The sequence below is a fragment of the Lonsdalea populi genome, assembly GCF_015999465.1.
Lineage (GTDB): Bacteria > Pseudomonadota > Gammaproteobacteria > Enterobacterales > Enterobacteriaceae > Lonsdalea > Lonsdalea populi.
The window spans coordinates 2,685,458-2,703,567 of the sequence record NZ_CP065534.1; the positions used below are offsets into that span (position 1 = coordinate 2,685,458).

The following is an 18,110-nucleotide window of genomic DNA, read 5'->3' on the forward strand; positions in this document are numbered from 1 at the left end:
ATGACGGTTTCTTCACCCTATTCCTATTCACGAGCCGGAACGGCGATCGCCATCTTGCTGGCGCTGTCGGCTTGTAGCGTCGGCCCCGATTATCAGGCACCGAAACCCGCCACGCCGGGCGCGTTCAAGGACATGGCGTCCGACGGCGCATCGAAACCGCTGGCGGCGGATATCAACCCCAACTGGTGGAAAACGTTTAACGACCCGCAGTTGGACAGCCTGATCGACCGGGCTATCTCCGGCAACCTCACCTTGCAGCAGGCGGTGCTCCGGATTGCTGGGTCGCGTCAACAGTTAAATCAGGCGCGCGGGGCCTGGATGCCGTCGCTCAACGGCAGCGCCTCGGCACAGCGACGTCAAATGGGTCTGAAAGGCCTGATGGAATCCCATGACGTGTACGGTCAGGTAGACCAGACCGCTCCTAATCTGACGTCATCGCTCGATAACCTGACCCAATCCGTCGGCCTGTATCAAGGCAGCTTCGACGCCTCCTGGGAGTTGGACCTGTGGGGCAAGGTGCGTCGTCAGGTCGAAGCGGCTGACGCGCAACAGCAGCAGTCGATAGAGAGCCGTAATGATGCGCTGGTGTCGCTGGAAGCCGAAGTCGCGAGAACCTATCTACAACTGCGCGGCGCACAGGCCGCCTATCAGACGCTGAAGAGCCAGATAGCGATAGCGCAGCAGACGCTGGAACTCACGGAAAGCCAGCAACGTAACGGCTTGTCTCCGCAGATGAACGTGGAAAATGCCCGCGCCCAGCTCAGTTCGCTACGCGCGCAGCTGCCCGACTATCAGGCGCAGATGCGGCAGGCGATGAACGGGCTGGCCGTACTGACCGGGCAAGTTCCGGGCGCGCTGGATCGTGAACTGGCGGCCGTGAAAGCCATGCCGGCGCTGCCTGCTGCCGTGCCGGTCGGCGTACCGTCGACGCTGGCGAGACGCCGACCGGATGTTCGTCAGGCGGAAGCGCAACTGCACGCCGCCACCGCCAATATCGGCGTCTCTGTCGCGCAGCTGTTCCCCGACCTATCGCTCACCGGGCAGCTAGGTATGCACAATACGGATTTCAGCTATATGGATAACTGGAGCAGCCACTTCTATAGCTTCGGCCCTTCGGTTTCCATTCCCCTATTTCAGGGCGGCCGTTTGGTCTCCGGCGTTAAGCTGGCGCGGGCGGGACAGGCCAGCGCGGCGCTGGGCTATCGTCAGACGGTGCTCACCGCCTTGCAGGACGTGGAAAACGCGTTGATCAGTTTCCGGACCGACCAGCAGCAGGTTGAGGAGCTCGATCGCACCGTTGAATCGCAGCAGAACGCGTTTGAGCTGGCGAGTGACGGTTACAGCAAAGGTCTGACGTCGTTCATCGAGGCACTGGACGCACAACGCCAGCTCGCGCAGGCTCGGCAGCAGGCGATACTGGCGCGCGTGCAGTGCAATCTGGATCTGGTGGCGCTGTATAAAGCGCTCGGCGGCGGCTGGGAGCCTTACCAGCAGGTCAAGCTGCCGGCTTTCTCGGTTTTCGGTCCAGCCGAAAGCTAATCTTTAGGATCGAGGCGGTCTAATTGTAACGTCCGCTCTTACACTCTCTACCGCCAGACGCGTCTTCGTGCTGGCGGTTTGCCGATCACATTTGACTAAGTACATTGCCATTCCAGACATCACCCCGATTAATGACGCGAGGATTATTGACCTGCTCCCCATTGCTAACAGCTGCCAGAAAATGCCAGACACAAAAACAAAAAAGCCCGCAGTTACGCGGGATTAGCGGTGTTTATTGCTTTTACGTGCTGGCTGTTGCCAGACGTTAAATCATTCCCACTCAATCGTCGCCGGCGGCTTGCCGGAGACGTCGTACACCACGCGGGAGATGCCGTCCACTTCGTTGATGATGCGGTTGGAGACACGGCCGAGAAATTCATACGGCAGGTGCGCCCAATGTGCAGTCATGAAGTCCACGGTTTCCACCGCACGCAGAGAGACGACCCAGTCGTACTTACGGCCGTCACCCATCACGCCTACGGAGCGCACCGGCAGGAACACGGTAAATGCCTGGCTAACCTTCTGATACAGGTCGGCTTTGTGCAGTTCTTCGATAAAGATGGCATCGGCGCGGCGCAGCAGATCGCAGTACTCTTTTTTCACTTCGCCCAGTACACGCACGCCCAGACCCGGTCCCGGGAACGGGTGGCGGAACAGCATGTCGTGCGGTAAGCCCAGTTCCAGACCGATTCTACGCACTTCGTCTTTGAACAGCTCTTTCAGCGGCTCAACAAGGCCCAGCTTCATCTCTTTCGGCAGGCCGCCCACGTTATGGTGCGATTTAATGACGTGCGCTTTGCCGGTGGCAGACGCTGCGGATTCGATAACATCCGGATAAATGGTGCCCTGAGCCAGCCATTTTACCTCAGTCAGTTTGCTCGCTTCCTCATCGAAAACTTCCACAAACACACGGCCAATGATTTTACGCTTGGCTTCCGGCTCATCAATACCCGCCAGCGCGCTCAGGAATCGCTCTTCAGCCGGGACATGAACAATGTTCAGACCGAAATGGTCGCCGAACATTTCCAGCACCTGATCCGCTTCGTTCAGCCGCAACAAACCGTTGTCCACGAAGACACAGGTCAAACGGTCGCCGATGGCGCGGTGCAGCAGCATCGCCGTCACAGAGGAGTCGACGCCGCCGGACAGGCCGAGGATCACTTTATCTTCACCCACCTGCTGGCGGATGCGGGAGACGGCATCGTCGATGATTTTCGCCGGCGTCCACAGCGCTTCGCAACGGCAGATCTCGAGGACAAAACGCTCCAGCATGCGCTGGCCCTGGCGAGTGTGGGTTACTTCGGGGTGGAACTGTACGCCGTAAAAACGTTTTTCTTCATTCGCCATAATGGCAAACGGACAGGTATCGGTACTGGCTACGGTCACAAAATCCCGGGGGATCGCGGTCACCTTGTCGCCGTGGCTCATCCACACGTCCAGCAACGGTTCGCCCGCAACACTGACGGCATCCTGAATGTCCCGCACCAGCGCGCTGGCGGATTTCACTTCCACCTGCGCATAGCCGAACTCCCGCTGATTAGAGCCTTCAACTTTTCCGCCTAGCTGCATTGCCATGGTCTGCATGCCGTAGCAGACGCCCAACACCGGAACACCCGCCTGGAACACATATTCAGGCGCTCTCGGGCTGTTGAACTCGGTAGTGCTTTCCGGGCCGCCGGAGAGAATAATGCCGTTTGGATTGAATTCGCGAATCTGCGCTTCGGTAACATCCCATGCCCAAAGTTCACAGTACACGCCCAGCTCACGCACACGGCGCGCGACGAGTTGCGTATATTGCGAACCGAAATCCAGAATAAGAATGCGGTGTTGATGAATATTTTCTGTCATGAGAGGCGTATTCCAATACGGATAGAAGCGAATGAAAAATAGAACCCGATAAATATTACCGGGTTCTGTTCGTTAAATCAGCCAGCAAGAGCACTTAACCTAAGCGGTAGTTAGGCGACTCTTTGGTAATAGTAACGTCGTGAACGTGGCTTTCCTGAATGCCTGCGCCGCTGATGCGGACAAACTCGGCCTTGGTCCGCAGCGCGTCGATGGTCGGACAGCCGGTCAAGCCCATGCAGGAACGTAGGCCGCCCATTTGCTGATGAACAATCGCCTTCAGGTAGCCCTTGTAGGCGACGCGCCCTTCGATGCCTTCCGGCACCAGTTTGTCGGCCGCGTTGTCTGACTGGAAGTAACGGTCAGAAGAGCCTTTAGACATCGCGCCCAGAGAGCCCATGCCGCGGTAAGATTTGAACGAGCGGCCTTGGTAGAGTTCGATTTCGCCCGGGGATTCTTCCGTCCCCGCCAGCATGGAACCCACCATCACACAGGCGGCGCCCGCGGCAATGGCTTTGGCTATGTCGCCGGAGAAGCGGATACCGCCATCGGCGACAACCGGAATGCCCGTACCTTCCAGCGCGGCAACCGCGTCGGAAATTGCCGTAATCTGCGGCACACCTACGCCGGTCACGATACGCGTCGTACAGATGGAACCCGGGCCGATACCGACTTTGACCGCGTTAACGCCCGCTTCCGCCAGCGCCAACGCGCCAGCGCCGGTGGCGACGTTACCGCCGATGATCGGCAGGTCAGGATATTTAGCGCGCGTATCGCGGATACGCTGCAACACGCCTTCGGAATGGCCGTGTGAGGAGTCGATCAGCAGAACATCGACGCCAGCGGCGACCAGCGCGTCGATACGTTCTTCATTGCCTTCTCCCGCGCCGACGGCAGCGCCGACGCGCAGACGACCGCGTTCGTCTTTACAGGCGTTCGGTTTACGTTCGGCTTTCTGGAAATCTTTTACGGTGATCATGCCCTTCAGGCGGAACTGATCGTCGACGACCAGCGCCTTCTCGATGCGGCGTTCATGCAGCTTGTGCAGCACGACTTCGCGTTCGCGCGCTTCGCTCTCGCTCACCGTGACCAGACGCTCTTTCGGCGTCATCACGGCACTGACCGGCTTGTTCATATCGGTCACGAAACGCACGTCGCGGCCGGTGATGATACCAACGAGTTCGTTGCCTTCCGTCACTACCGGATAACCCGCGAAGCCGTTACGTGCGGTCAGGTCTTTCACCTGCTGCAGGGTCGTTGCCGGGGTTACCGTCTGCGGTTCAACCACGACGCCGCTTTCGTGACGCTTCACGCGGCCAACTTCTTCCGCCTGACGCTCAATGGACATATTCTTGTGAATGAAGCCCAGACCACCTTCCTGCGCCAGCGCAATCGCCAGAGCAGATTCGGTTACCGTATCCATGGCGGCGGACAGCATAGGGATGTTCAGGCGAATGTTTTTCGTCAGTTGAGTGCCGAGATCGGCCGTGTTGGGAAGTACGGTAGAATGTGCGGGAACGAGCAGGACATCATCAAACGTCAATGCTTCTTTTGCGATACGTAACATGGGCAATATCTCACCGAGGATGGATGGAAGATTAGATAAAATATTGCCGTGGCATTATACAGAGCATATACGATTGCCTCCAGCCTTTTTTATAAAAAGCCTTGCGTACACTCTTTTGCCCGGTAGTATGGATAGATTAACCCACTGCTTTGAAACTTGATCTTTCCCTCATGCCACAGTGCCCTTCTAGCGCCATTTTTACCGTCAGCCGCCTCAATCAAACGGTCAAACAACTGCTGGAAAGCGAGATGGGCCATATCTGGCTCAGCGGCGAAATCTCCAACTTTTCCCAGCCGTCATCCGGCCACTGGTACTTCACGCTGAAAGACGAGCGCGCTCAGGTTCGCTGCGCGATGTTCCGCGGCAGCAACCGGCGGGTCACCTTCCGGCCGCAGAACGGTCAGCAGGTGCTCATCCGCGCCATGATTACGCTGTATGAACCGCGAGGCGACTACCAATTGTTGACGGATAGCATGCAGCCCGCCGGCGACGGCCTGTTGCAGCAGCAGTTCGAACAGTTGAAACAGCGGATGTCCGCCGAGGGGCTGTTCGACCAGCAGTTCAAGCAGCGGCTGCCGAAGCCGGCCCGGCGCGTCGGGGTGATCACCTCCGCCAGCGGCGCGGCGCTGCATGACATCCTACAGGTGCTGAAGCGCCGAGATCCGTTGCTGCCGGTCATCATCTATCCGACTTCCGTGCAGGGCGCAGACGCGTCGCCGCAAATCATACGCGCCATCGAACTGGCTAACCTACGCGACGAGTGCGATGTCCTGATCGTCGGCCGCGGCGGCGGCTCGCTGGAAGATCTCTGGAGCTTCAACGACGAACGCGTCGCCAGAGCGATTTTCGCCAGCCGCATTCCTATCGTCAGCGCCGTCGGCCATGAGACGGACGTCACCATCGCCGATTTCGTCGCGGATTTACGCGCCCCGACGCCTTCCGCCGCCGCTGAGTTGGTCAGCCGTAACCAGATGGAGCTACTGCGTCAGGTGACAACCCAGCGCCAACGGCTGGAAATGGCAATGGATTACTCTCTGGCGCAGCGCCAGAGCCTGTTCACCCTTCTGCACCACCGCCTGCAACAACAGCATCCCCAGTTGCGGCTGGCGCGCCAGCAAAACCGGCTTATCCGCTTACGTCAGCGACTGGACGACGCCTTGCAGCTCAGACTGCGCCAAAGCTCGCGCAGGCAGGAGTCCCTCCAGCAACGGTTGCGGCAACAGCCGCCGCAGCCGAGGCTCCATCGCGCGCAGCAACACATTCAGCAGTTGCATTACCGGTTGCAACATGCGCTCGATAAACAAATCGGTCAGAATAAACAGCGCTTCGGCGAGTCCTGTTCCCATCTGCAAGCGGTCAGCCCGCTGGCTACGCTGGGTCGAGGCTATAGCGTCACCACCACCCCATCGGGCGAAGTCTTAAAAAAGGCGGGTCAGATTGCCGCCGGAGACACTCTCAGCACACGGCTGCAAGATGGATGGGTCGAAAGCCGGGTTACGGCCGTTCATCCCGCCGACAAGGCCTGATATCACTCTTCGTCTGAAAATGATTTACTGAACTATACTTATCGCTCCTTTACTGGTTATCTACGTTATGAACGACCGCTCATACCGAGAGATATGCATCCACGTGGAGATGATGTATGAAAGCGATTCATAGCATAGTACCCCCGTATATCCTTCACCGTATCGTCAGCAACGGCTCCGATGAGGAGCGCCGGTTTGCGCAGCAGACGCTAATGCACGTCCAATCGCTGATGGTCTCCACGCAACCCCGCCCGCCCGAGCACGACGTCATCCCCGGCGGTCAGGTCCAGCGGCATATTTATGATGCCCAGAATCAGCAGGCGCTGCCGGGAAAACCGGTCCGGGCGGAAGGACAGAGCGTCACCGGGGATGTCGCGGCGGATGAAGCCTACGACCATCTCGGCACGACTTATGACTTTTTCTGGCAGATTTTCGGCCGTAATTCGCTGGATAACGCGGGACTGCCGCTGGTGGGGTCCGTGCACTACGGCCAGCGTTATCAGAACGCGTTCTGGAACGGACAGCAGATGGTGTTCGGCGATGGGGACGGCAAAATCTTCAATCGCTTCACCCTCGCCATCGACATCATCGCGCATGAACTTGCGCACGGCGTCACAGAGAGCGAGGCCAACCTGCTCTACACCCGCCAATCCGGCGCGCTGAACGAATCACTTTCCGACGTCTTCGGCGCGATGGTGAAACAGTTTTCTCTCAACCAAAAGGCTCAGGAGTCGGATTGGATCGTCGGCGCCGGGCTGTTGACCGAGGAGATCGACGGCAAGGGGCTGCGCTCTATGTCCCGCCCGGGAACGGCCTATGATGATCCGTTGCTGGGCACCGACCCGCAACCGGCTCATATGCGCGACTATATCAATACCCGCGAGGATAATGGCGGCGTACACCTTAACTCCGGCATTCCCAACCGGGCTTTTTATCTGGCGGCCACCGACCTGGGGGGATTCTCCTGGGAAAAAGCGGGCGCCATTTGGTATGACGTCCTGTGCGACAAATCGCTGCCGCAGAACGCCGATTTTTCACTATTCGCCCAGTACACCGTGAATCACGCGGAGCAACGCTTCAATACGGCGGTCGCCGATACCGTGCTATATGCCTGGCACCGGGTGGGCGTCGATACGGGGATCCCTAATGAGTACGAACGCACTGCCCGACTTGAATGACGACGCGGTTATCGAGCTGGCGCGCGAAGGCGGCATAGCATGGATACCCAAGCTGTCGGGGCCGAGGCTGGTGGTGCTGTCCAAACTGCCCGCGGAGGAGCGCGCGAGGATCTGCGCGGTGTTGCGCAGCGTACTGGACAGGGCGCAACCGGACGAGTCGAGCGACGCACCTGGCCGGGGCGATCAATTTTACTACCGTATACACATTTATCCCGGCGATTCGGACGGCGACCGCAATACTGCGCACGTCTGGATAATTCCCGAAGGGAAGGCTCCGGCGGAGCTGGACGCCCTATGGCAGCACGCCCAGCCGGAGCAGTAGCGGAGGCGGGTCGACGCACATCGTTATTGCTCAGGCGTTTCCCCGTCCGGCCCAACAGGTTGATAGCGAAACAACACGCGTTTCTTCGATATCAATCCGTGTCCCTGCGGGCAAAAATAGTCTATCGCGCCACACGCTTTCAGCACCTGAAGCGACAACCCACACTCCGGACACAACGCCAGACGGCGATAGTCACGTCGACATCCCACGCAACGAAAACGCTCATCGCTGCGCCCCCCTATCTCCGGCATTTCAAGCCGGCACTGCGGACACGGCATCGTCATACGGCTCTCCTCCCTTTATCGCGATGTTGCTTCGTTATGGATGCGGCGGCCCCCGCAATAAAAACGGGGCGGAAAATCGTCCGCCCCGGAGGTTTGTTTTAACGCGTAGAGCCTGCTTACTTGCCTTTTTTGATGTGCTGCATCAAACGCTTACGTTTACGCAACTGGTTTGGCGTCAAGGTATTACGCTTGTTCGCAAACGGGTTTTCCCCTTCTTTGAACTGAATACGGATCGGTGTTCCCATCACCTCCAACGAACGACGGAAGTAGTTCATCAGATAACGTTTATAAGAGTCCGCCAGATCTTTGACCTGGTTACCGTGGATCACGACGATAGGCGGATTATACCCCCCGGCGTGCGCATATTTCAGCTTCACGCGGCGTCCACGCACCAGCGGCGGCTGGTGGTCGTCAACGGCCATACGCATGATACGCGTCAGAAGCGCGGTGCTGACGCGGCGAGTGGAGCACGTATAAGCTTCCGTGATCGACTCGAACAGGTTACCGACGCCGCTGCCGTGCAGTGCGGAGATGAAATGGATACGGGCAAAATCAATGAAGCCCAGACGCAGATCCAAGGTCTCCTTCACTTGCTCTCTCACATCCTGGGAAAGACCATCCCACTTGTTCACCACGATCACCAGCGAGCGGCCGCTGTTCAGGATAAAGCCCAGCAGAGACAAATCCTGATCGGAGATCCCTTCGCGAGCATCGATCACCAGCAGCACTACGTTAGCGTCTTCGATCGCCTGCAGCGTTTTGATGACGGAAAACTTCTCGACGGTTTCCGTGATCTTGCCGCGCTTACGCACACCGGCAGTATCGATCAGGATATATTCGCGCTCATCACGCTCCATCGGAATGTAGATGCTGTCGCGCGTCGTACCAGGCATATCGTAAACCACGACGCGGTCTTCGCCCAGGATGCGGTTGGTCAATGTCGACTTACCGACGTTGGGACGACCGACAATAGCCAGTTTGATCGGCAAAGATTCCGGATCGAAGTTATCTTCAGCCGCGGCTCCCTCTTCGGCCTCTGTTTCGCTGGCCTGTTGCTCCGCCCAATAGGCGGCGTTGGCTTCTTCCTCCGTCAGTTCCTGCGGCTCTTCACCACGATCTTCTACAAACGGAAGCAGCACTTTTTCCAGCAGGCCGGTGACGCCGCGGCCATGCGATGCCGCAATCGGATAAACTTCGCCGAGCCCCAGCGAATAGAAATCCGCCGTGCCGGTATCCACATCGATCCCGTCGATTTTGTTGGCGACCAGGAAGGTAGACTTTTGACGGTTGCGCAGATGCTGGGCGATCCCCAAGTCCGCCGGCATCAGCCCATCACGGGCGTCAACCATGAACAGGACGATATCCGCTTCTTCAATCGCCAGCAGAGACTGGTCGGCCATGCGTGTTTCAACGCCTTCTTCACTACCGTCAATACCGCCTGTATCGATGATAATGAACTCATTTCCTTCCACCTCGGCACGACCATACTTGCGGTCACGCGTCAGCCCAGGGAAATCCGCCACCAATGCGTCACGAGTACGCGTCAAGCGGTTAAACAGCGTGGATTTCCCCACATTCGGGCGCCCGACCAGCGCGACGACAGGTATCATTGTTACAACCTCATTGCTTATATTTCAATTCGTTACAGCAAGCTAAGCTGGCTGATCATAAAAGACGAAACGGCTCCTGATAGCGTCAGGAGCCGTTCGACAGGTCGAAGGTCTTTCTAGCGCCTTCGCCCGGAGTAAAACACGTGTGCTAGCGCGTAAAGGCGTAAACCTCGCCGCCTTTAGCCTGAATCAGCAACTTATCGCTGGCCACCACAGGGTTGCTCAGGAAGCCGGAGCTATCCACTTTCTGCTGAGAGACGAAACGGCCATCGGTCGTATTGACCCAATGCGTGTACCCTTCTGCGTCCCCAACCACCAGATAACCATTGTACAGAGCCGGGGCCGTCAGATTACGGTACAACAGCTCGCTCTGACGCCAGATGCTCACGCCGCCGTTGGTACTCAAGGCCACGATACGGTCATCCTGATCGACCAGATAGATGCGGTCGCCGTCAACGATGAAGTCATTCACCGAGCCCAGCTCGCGTTTCCATAAAACCTGTCCGGAGCGCAGGTCCAGCGCCGTCAGGTTGCCGTGGTAACCCAGCGCATACACGACTTCGCCGACGATGACCGGCGTGGTATCGACGTCGTTCAGACGATCGATTTCGGTGGCACCGCTCGGCTGAGAAATACGCTGCTGCCAGATCAGCTGGCCTTGGTTGATCATCACGGCGCTGACGCGGCCGTTGTCGCCGCCAACGATGGCCGCGCCGAATGCGGTCGCCGCAGCAGACTCGCCACGTACCGACAATGCCGGCATATCGAGGTTCACCGTCCACTTAACGGCACCGTCGGCTTCGTTCAGCGCCTGCAGCATACCATTGCCGGTATGCACCAGCACTACGCCATCGCTGACAACCGGATGGGAAGTGACTTCCCCAGCGACCGGCGTCTCCCAAACCTGCGAGCCGTCTTCGGCATTCAGGGCGAACATCTTCGCTCTTTCGCTGCCGACGTAAACGTGATTACCGGCAATCGATACGCCGCCGGACAGCAGCGCCGGACGATTCGCCGACAACAGCCCAGTCTTCTCAGACAGGTCCGCCTTCCATTTTTCTTCGCCGTTGCTCAAATCCAGCGCTTTGACCGTACCGCGGCGTTCGGCAGCATAAACACGGCTGTCCTGCCAGGCCGGACGCAGGTTGGAATAGAATTCACCGGTACCACTGCCGATGGAACGACTCCAGACTTTCGTCGGCGTGAACTGGTTCTCTACCTGCGGCAGAGGGGACATTTTAACGACGTCCTCTTCACGGTCGAATAGCGAACAGCCGCTCAGCAGGGCGGTTGAAACCAGTCCTACCAAAAGTGTTTTACGCAATTGCATGGAATTCCTCTTAGCTGGACAGGTTGTTCAGTTTCATTCGTAACAGGGCCTGCAACCCCTGAGGAGGCTGAGACTCGATGCCTTTTTCATACGCACTGCGCGCGCCCTGATTATCGCCTTTGCTGACCAGAACGTCGCCGCGAACGTCTGCAACCATAGCGCCCCAGCCTTCAGTCTTGATGGCATCCAGCGTTTTCAGCGCATCATCCGCTTTTTTCTGCGCAAGCTGTACCCGCGCCAGGCGTAGGTTAATCAATGTTTGCAGGTCGTCGTTATTGCTCTGAGAGAGAGCCTGGGTCAGTTGCTGCTCTGCTTTGGCGAAATCTTTCAGTTCGGCATAGTGAGCCGCCAGCTCCAAAGAAGCGAGCGCGCCGTAGTTGTTTTTGTTACCGGCAGCAAACGCTTCTACCGCCGTGGTGCCCTTGCCTGTCGTCAGCGTTTCGCTGGCCTGCTGATAGGCCGCCGATGTTGCCATCGCGCTATTATCCTGATGACTTTGCCAGAAACGCCAGCCCACCAGCGCCCCGATCCCCAGGACCACACCGACGGCCAACGCTTTGCCGTTTTCTCTCAGGAAACGTCTCAGCGCGTCAACCTGTTCATTCTCAGTGGTATAGACTTCCACGGTGTCTTTCTCCTCAATCCAGTAGCGTCGTCAGCCGGGCTGCAACGTCAGCCTGCGCCAGAGTTTCTTGTTCGCCGCTGGACAAGTTTTTCACTACTGCTTGTCCTGCCGCGACTTCATTTTCGCCTAGCACCAGAGCGACTCGCGCCCCGCTTTTATCCGCACGGGCAAACTGCTTTTTAAAATTGCCGCCGCCAAAATTGGTCATCAGCTTCAATCCAGGCATCTCATCACGCAGCGATTCCGCCAGCAGCATAGCCGCACTCTGGGTCCCCGCGCCGGAAGAAATGACGTAAACGTCCACGCCCGGTAGCGCTTTGAACTCCGGATTGACCGTTTGAACCAGCAGCGCCAGACGCTCTAAGCCCATTGCGAAACCGACCGCAGGCGTACTGGAACCGCCCAACTGTTCCACCATGCCGTCGTAACGTCCACCGCCGCACACGGTACCTTGCGAACCGAGGCTGGTGGTCACCCATTCAAAGACGGTGCGATTGTAATAATCCAGCCCACGGACCAGGCGCGGATTGACCTTATATGGGATGCTCGCCTGCGTTAAAAGTTCACACAGGCCATCAAAATGCTCGCGAGATTCATCGTCGAGGTAATCGGTCAAGACCGGCGCGTCGTTCAACAGCGTTTGCACATCGCGATTTTTAGAATCCAGTACGCGCAGAGGATTAGTGTACATACGACGCTTGCAGTCTTCGTCCAGGACATCCTGATGCTGTTCCAGAAACGCAATCAGCGCCTCACGGTAACGCGCGCGCGCTTCCAGCGAACCAATGGAGTTGAGTTCCAGCGAAACGTGTTCGCCGATACCCAGCTCACGCCACCAGCGCGCCGTCATCATGATCATTTCGGCATCAATATCCGGGCCTTTCAGGCCGAAGACTTCGCAACCGAGCTGATGGAACTGGCGATAGCGGCCCTTCTGCGGACGTTCGTGACGGAACATCGGCCCGGTGTACCACAGGCGCTGTTCCTGATTGTAAAGAATGCCATGCTCGATGCCTGCGCGGACGCAGCTTGCCGTGTTCTCAGGACGTAGCGTCAGGCTGTCGCCGTTACGGTCCTCGAACGTGTACATCTCTTTTTCTACGACGTCGGTCACTTCACCAATAGCGCGCTTGAACAGAGAGGTCTGCTCAACGATAGGCGTGCGAATTTCGCTATAACCATAGCTGGCAAGGACCTGTTTCAGGCTGCCTTCAATGCGTTGCCACAAAGCCGTCTCGGCCGGCAGGTAGTCGTTCATGCCTCGGATGGCTTGAATATTTTTTGCCACGTCAGTTCTCTAATCCATTGTCTCGAAAATAGGCCCGATTATAGGGGGAACGGCACTGCGGCATCAATGCGTGGCCATCGCCGTCGGGTTGCGAAGCTATCGAAGGACGGCATCTCGTGCGATGCCGCCACAGCCATTACTTATCGACCACGTTGATGGTAATGCGGTTACTCTCGTTCAATATCGCCGCTTTGGCGCGGATCTTCGACTCCAACTGGTCGATCATCTGTTCGTTGTCGAAACGCTCGCGCTGGCGAACACCGTCTTCATAAAAACCACTTTTCTTGTTGCCGCCGGTTACGCCCAGCGTCGACACCAACGCTTCGCCCGGCCCGTTAACCACGCAGCCGATAATCGATACGTCCATCGGCGTGATGATATCTTCCAGCCGCTGTTCCAGCGCGTTGACTGTACCAATCACGTCGAACTCCTGACGCGAGCAGGTTGGGCAGGCGATAAAATTGATGCCACGCGCGCGAATGCGCAGCGACTTCAAAATATCAAAACCGACTTTCACTTCCTCGACCGGGTCGGCCGCCAGCGAGATGCGCAGCGTATCGCCAATCCCTTCGGAGAGCAGCAGACCCAGACCAATGGCTGACTTCACCGCCCCACTTCGTGCGCCACCTGCTTCGGTGATTCCGAGATGCAGCGGCTGATCGATGCGGGAGGCCAGCAATCGGTAGGACTGGACGGCCAGGAAGACGTCTGAAGCCTTCACGCTGACTTTGAACTGGTCGAAGTTAAGCCGATCGAGAATATCGACGTGACGCATAGCGGATTCCAGCAGCGCTTCCGGCGTTGGCTCGCCGTACTTTTCCTGCAGATCCTTTTCCAGTGAACCGGCGTTGACGCCGATACGAATAGGGATGTTGTTGTCCCGTGCGCAGTCCACGACCGAGCGAATACGCTCTTCGTTACCGATATTGCCGGGGTTGATGCGCAGGCAATCCACGCCGTACTCAGCAACTTTCAGTGCAATGCGATAGTCAAAGTGAATATCCGCCACCAGCGGCACATTCACCTGCTGTTTGATCAACTTGAATGCCTCGGCGGCATCCATAGTGGGTACGGAAACGCGAACGATATCGACGCCCACGCGTTCTAACGCTTTGATTTGATTTACCGTTGCTTCAACATTCGTTGTGCGGGTGTTCGTCATCGACTGCACTGCGATCGGCGCGCCGTCACCGACGGGCACCTTACCAACGTAAATGCGCTTTGATTTGCGACGGGTTATGGGTGCGGGGTTATTCACAACTTCACCTCCAAAATGCCGCTACCAGCCGGAAAATTATTGGCCGGCCAGCGTTAAACGTGCAACCTGATTACTTCTGACGTACTGGCTCAAATCCACCGGTTTGCCCTGATACTGAATCTGTACAGCAGCAGGCGCGCCGATTTTGAGTCGATAAGGAGGTTGTCCACTCAGATTCAGCGAACCGCCGTTGCGTTGCATACCGCTGAACAGCTTTTTGCCGGTGCTGTCCACCACTTCCAGCCAACAGTCCGCAGAGAACGACATCGCTAATACATTCGATGCAGGCATAGAAGGCGCCGGAGTCTCGACGGCCGGAGCCATAGAGGATGGCGCAGGAGAAGGCTGAGCCGGGGACGCCGTCTGTGCGGGAGCCGGCGTGACAGGAGCAACCGGCGCAGGCGGATTCGTCGTTGGCATAGCGGTTGTTGCCGAAGACGCATCGGCAGGCGGCGTCGCTTCGGTAGCGGCACCACTGGTGGCGCTATCGTCCGGTACGACCGAGTCCGGTTCGCCATCGCTCAAATCCAGCGGCTGTCCATCCTGCGAAGTCTGCGTAGCGTTCGCATGATCGACCATGGAATTAATTTCCTGCTGCTGCGCCTGATGATTCTGCCACCACCAGGCGACCGTCAACCCCAATACCCCCAGCAAAATTAGCCAGGTGAAGGTCATCAGCCATCCGTCGCGCTTTTTGCGACTTTTGCCCAGCGCAAGGTGCTGCATAGGGGAAACGTTAGAGGCGCAACTCGCCACCACGTGTTTTTCCAGCATCGGCAGCAGCTCATCTTCGGGCAGATGCACCAGCTTGGCGTAAGAACGGATATATCCACGCAGGAATGTCGGAGCAAGGCCGGCAGGCGTGTTGTCTTCTTCGATCTCACGAACGGTGGAGACTTTCAGGCATAATCTCTCTGCGACGAGTTGCTGCGACAACCCTAAGCTTTCACGCGCCTGACGCAGTCGCTCCCCAGGAGTGACTGTGGGTGATGCTGTTTTATCTTGATTGGCTTCAGTATTCATTAGCTAAGAACTGCTGGTACTGTTTAGATTGTGGAAAACTTCGCGCCAACATCGCACCGTAACGCTTCGCGTCATCGGTATCCCCCGCCAGCGCGGCGAAACGAATCTGTAGCCATAAACTTTCGGCACTCGCCGGAAATTTCGGCTGATAAATAGTCAAGAGCACCCGCGTTTGTTCTGTATGACCGGTATGCATACGATGCTCGGCTTCCGCGAGTAGGCGCCGACCTTTGCGCGGGTCGTAGTTCAACGCCCGATGAAGTCGTTGCTTCGCCTCATCAGACCGCCCTGCGTCTAAAAAACAATAACCGGCGTTTTCCAGAGCATCGGCAACCTGTGGATGATCCGGGAGCAGCGCTGCGCGGCTAAACTGTTGTTGCGCCATTACATACTGCCCTAAACCACACAGAAACGCACCGTAATTATTCATCACGCTCCCGTTCGAAGGGCTCTGTCGCAACAACTGCTGATAACGTTTTTCAGCTGCTGCATTTTCACCAATTTGCTGTTCGTATAGCGCCATACCCAATTGGGTACGGTAGTCATCCGGGGCTGCTTTCAAAGCGCTGAGCAGGTTGCTATGCGCGACGTCGAACCGGCCACGCTCCAGATAGGCCAACCCCAGTTGCAAACGCGTCTGCGCCTGCGGCGAGAGTGAGTCTGTTTCTGCGGTGCTCACGCACCCGCCAATCATCACGCATACCACGGCCAAACCGCGCCGCCACCTTCCCTGCCGCCGTAAATTCATCTCTGACCATCCTTAGCCATTGTCTCTTGCCGAAGGGAGACGACCGCGGCTACAAAAGCCCGCCGCTATCACAGCATAGTATGATAAGCCCCTGAAATGTATTTATCATTAGTCCGACCCTGTCAGGCCAACCACGATCATACACTTTTAACGGCTATCGTATCCTTGATCATTTTTTTCTTCATCGTCCGCTTGGTGCGGTCAACGACTTCCCCGGCCAACTGTCCGCAGGCCGCATCGATGTCGTCGCCACGCGTTTTACGCACGATAGTGGTGAAGCCGTATTCCATCAATACCTTGGAGAAGCGGTCAACCCGGCTGTTGGAACTGCGCCCATACGGTGCGCCGGGGAACGGATTCCACGGGATCAGGTTGATCTTGCACGGCGTATCTTTCAGGCATTCCGCCAACTCATGCGCATGTTCCGTGCCGTCGTTGATGTGATCCAACATGACGTATTCGATGGTGACCCGCCCCTGATTGGCGTTGGATTTCTCCAGGTAGCGCCGCACTGCCGACAAAAAGGTTTCGATATTATATTTTTTGTTAATCGGCATGATTTCGTTACGAATTTCATCATTCGGCGCGTGCAGCGAGATCGCCAGTGCGACGTCGATCATGTCGCCCAGTTTATCCAGCGCAGGCACGACGCCGGAAGTCGAGAGCGTCACGCGACGCTTAGAAAGACCGAAGCCGAAATCGTCCAACATGATTTCCATCGCCGGCACCACGTTGGTCAGGTTCAGCAGCGGTTCGCCCATGCCCATCATCACGACGTTGGTGATAGGACGCTGCCCGGTGACTTTAGCCGCGCCGATAATTTTCGCCGCGCGCCATACCTGACCGATGATTTCAGAGACGCGCAGGTTACGGTTGAACCCTTGCTGCGCCGTTGAGCAAAACTTGCACTCCAACGCGCAACCGACCTGCGAAGATACGCACAGCGTTGCGCGTTCCTCTTCCGGGATGTAGACCGTTTCCACGCGCTGGCCATCGACTTGGATAGCCCACTTGATTGTGCCATCAGAGGAGCGCTGCTCATCGACCACGACAGGCGCGCGAATCTCAGCGATCTCCTGCAATTTAGTGCGTAACACCTTATTGATGTCAGTCATTTCGTTGAAATCATCGCAGCAGTAGTGATAGATCCACTTCATGACCTGATCGGCACGGAACGGCTTTTCTCCCATAGAGGCAAAAAAGGCGCGCATTTGCTGACGGTTAAGATCCAGCAGGTTGATTTTTGCAGTGCCCGTCGGCTTAACGGCGATAGCGTCAGACTTGTTGGCGATCGGGGATACGGTTTGCTCAGACATATTGACTCATGGCCTCGTTGTTACACGTTATGGCTCGAAAGAAGTGATAAAGGATAAAGAAACGCCTTGGCCGAGCGCCTGCTCGCTCCGGGGCGCGGCATTGTACAAAGTTTGATACGGAGGTGCCAGCGCCACTCCGCTTTTAATTCTTTGTCTCGGCTCAGCGGGTGCGTGCGTGCACCTCGTCCGCACTGAAGAAATAGGCGATTTCGCGTTCGGCTGACGCTAAAGAGTCAGAACCGTGCACCGCATTTTCAGTCACGCTGTCTGCATAGTCTGCACGTAGCGTCCCCGTCAGCGCATTTTCGGGATTGGTCGCGCCCATCAGGTCACGGTGACGCTGCACGGCATTTTCGCCTTCCAAAACCTGAACAAAAATGGGGCCGGAAGTCATGAAGGTTACCAGACCGTCAAAGAAAGGTTTGCCCTGATGCTCAGCATAAAACCCTTCGGCCTGTTCGCGAGTCAGATGAAGCATTTTGGCAGCAACAATCTTAAAGCCCGCGCTTTCAAAGCGGTTGTAAATAGCGCCAATCGCATTCTTGGCGACCGCATTGGGCTTAATGATAGAAAAAGTACGTTCTACCGTCATAGTGACCTCGCTCGATAACTGTCTGATAACCGTCTGATAACTGCCGGTTAATAAATTAT

The 18,110-nt window shown here is 57.1% G+C and carries 16 protein-coding genes; 4 read left to right on the top strand and 12 right to left on the bottom strand.

What is annotated here, in order from left to right:
• Nucleotides 1-1,539, top strand: a complete 1,539-nt coding sequence (locus I6N93_RS11760; protein WP_085688113.1) for an efflux transporter outer membrane subunit — start codon at nt 1-3, stop codon at nt 1,537-1,539.
• A gap of 270 nt (nt 1,540-1,809) precedes the next feature.
• On the opposite strand, the gene guaA is transcribed toward I6N93_RS11760, so the two are convergent.
• Both guaA and guaB read right to left on the bottom strand, forming a co-directional pair.
• Nucleotides 1,810-3,387 carry a glutamine-hydrolyzing GMP synthase gene (gene guaA, locus I6N93_RS11765; RefSeq protein WP_085688115.1) on the bottom strand — a complete coding sequence of 526 codons (1,578 nt, stop codon included), beginning with the start codon at nt 3,385-3,387 and terminating at the stop codon, nt 1,810-1,812.
• A 94-nt stretch (nt 3,388-3,481) separates the two neighbouring features.
• Entirely contained in the window at nt 3,482-4,951 is a 1,470-nt protein-coding gene (guaB, locus tag I6N93_RS11770) for an IMP dehydrogenase (protein ID WP_085688123.1), read from the bottom strand.
• Between the two features lie 170 nt (nt 4,952-5,121).
• Between guaB and xseA the strand changes: the two genes are divergently transcribed.
• The 3 genes from xseA (at nt 5,122) to I6N93_RS11785 (ending at nt 7,977) form a co-directional block, all read left to right on the top strand.
• Nucleotides 5,122-6,477 (top strand): exodeoxyribonuclease VII large subunit, encoded by a 1,356-nt coding sequence (xseA, locus tag I6N93_RS11775; protein WP_085688124.1) that lies wholly within the window; start codon nt 5,122-5,124, stop codon nt 6,475-6,477.
• Between the two features lie 116 nt (nt 6,478-6,593).
• Nucleotides 6,594-7,655, top strand: coding sequence for a M4 family metallopeptidase (locus tag I6N93_RS11780; protein WP_085688125.1), 1,062 nt, complete (start codon nt 6,594-6,596; stop codon nt 7,653-7,655).
• Nucleotides 7,624-7,977, top strand: coding sequence for a protealysin inhibitor emfourin (locus tag I6N93_RS11785; RefSeq protein ID WP_085688126.1), 354 nt, complete (start codon nt 7,624-7,626; stop codon nt 7,975-7,977). The genes I6N93_RS11780 and I6N93_RS11785 overlap by 32 nt, the downstream gene beginning before the upstream one ends.
• 23 nt (nt 7,978-8,000) lie before the next feature.
• Here I6N93_RS11785 and I6N93_RS11790 read toward each other — a convergent pair whose 3' ends face one another.
• The 10 genes from I6N93_RS11790 to ndk all read right to left on the bottom strand — a co-directional run bounded on the left by I6N93_RS11790 (nt 8,001) and on the right by ndk (nt 18,051).
• Nucleotides 8,001-8,261: a zinc ribbon domain-containing protein gene (locus tag I6N93_RS11790; RefSeq protein ID WP_085688128.1), complete on the bottom strand. Its 261-nt coding sequence runs from the start codon at nt 8,259-8,261 to the stop codon at nt 8,001-8,003.
• A 116-nt stretch (nt 8,262-8,377) separates the two neighbouring features.
• Entirely contained in the window at nt 8,378-9,871 is a 1,494-nt protein-coding gene (gene der, locus I6N93_RS11795) for a ribosome biogenesis GTPase Der (RefSeq protein WP_085688130.1), read from the bottom strand.
• A 148-nt stretch (nt 9,872-10,019) separates the two neighbouring features.
• Nucleotides 10,020-11,201, bottom strand: coding sequence for an outer membrane protein assembly factor BamB (bamB, locus tag I6N93_RS11800; protein WP_085688132.1), 1,182 nt, complete (start codon nt 11,199-11,201; stop codon nt 10,020-10,022).
• A gap of 10 nt (nt 11,202-11,211) precedes the next feature.
• Nucleotides 11,212-11,826: a YfgM family protein gene (locus tag I6N93_RS11805; protein ID WP_112103613.1), complete on the bottom strand. Its 615-nt coding sequence runs from the start codon at nt 11,824-11,826 to the stop codon at nt 11,212-11,214.
• 13 nt (nt 11,827-11,839) lie between these two features.
• Entirely contained in the window at nt 11,840-13,114 is a 1,275-nt protein-coding gene (hisS, locus tag I6N93_RS11810; RefSeq protein WP_085689008.1) for a histidine--tRNA ligase, read from the bottom strand.
• 136 nt (nt 13,115-13,250) lie between these two features.
• Nucleotides 13,251-14,372, bottom strand: coding sequence for a flavodoxin-dependent (E)-4-hydroxy-3-methylbut-2-enyl-diphosphate synthase (ispG, locus tag I6N93_RS11815; protein ID WP_085689011.1), 1,122 nt, complete (start codon nt 14,370-14,372; stop codon nt 13,251-13,253).
• A 36-nt stretch (nt 14,373-14,408) separates the two neighbouring features.
• On the bottom strand, nt 14,409-15,395 hold the full coding sequence (gene rodZ, locus I6N93_RS11820; protein WP_085689014.1) for a cytoskeleton protein RodZ: 987 nt from the start codon (nt 15,393-15,395) through the stop codon (nt 14,409-14,411).
• Complete coding sequence (gene pilW, locus I6N93_RS11825) at nt 15,385-16,143, bottom strand: type IV pilus biogenesis/stability protein PilW (RefSeq protein WP_085689017.1); 759 nt, start codon at nt 16,141-16,143, stop codon at nt 15,385-15,387. Before pilW ends, rodZ begins: the two co-directional genes overlap by 11 nt.
• 137 nt (nt 16,144-16,280) lie before the next feature.
• Nucleotides 16,281-17,459 carry a bifunctional tRNA (adenosine(37)-C2)-methyltransferase TrmG/ribosomal RNA large subunit methyltransferase RlmN gene (locus tag I6N93_RS11830; protein WP_085689020.1) on the bottom strand — a complete coding sequence of 393 codons (1,179 nt, stop codon included), beginning with the start codon at nt 17,457-17,459 and terminating at the stop codon, nt 16,281-16,283.
• A gap of 160 nt (nt 17,460-17,619) precedes the next feature.
• Nucleotides 17,620-18,051: a nucleoside-diphosphate kinase gene (gene ndk, locus I6N93_RS11835; RefSeq protein WP_085689023.1), complete on the bottom strand. Its 432-nt coding sequence runs from the start codon at nt 18,049-18,051 to the stop codon at nt 17,620-17,622.
• Between the last annotated feature and the right edge of the window lie 59 nt (nt 18,052-18,110).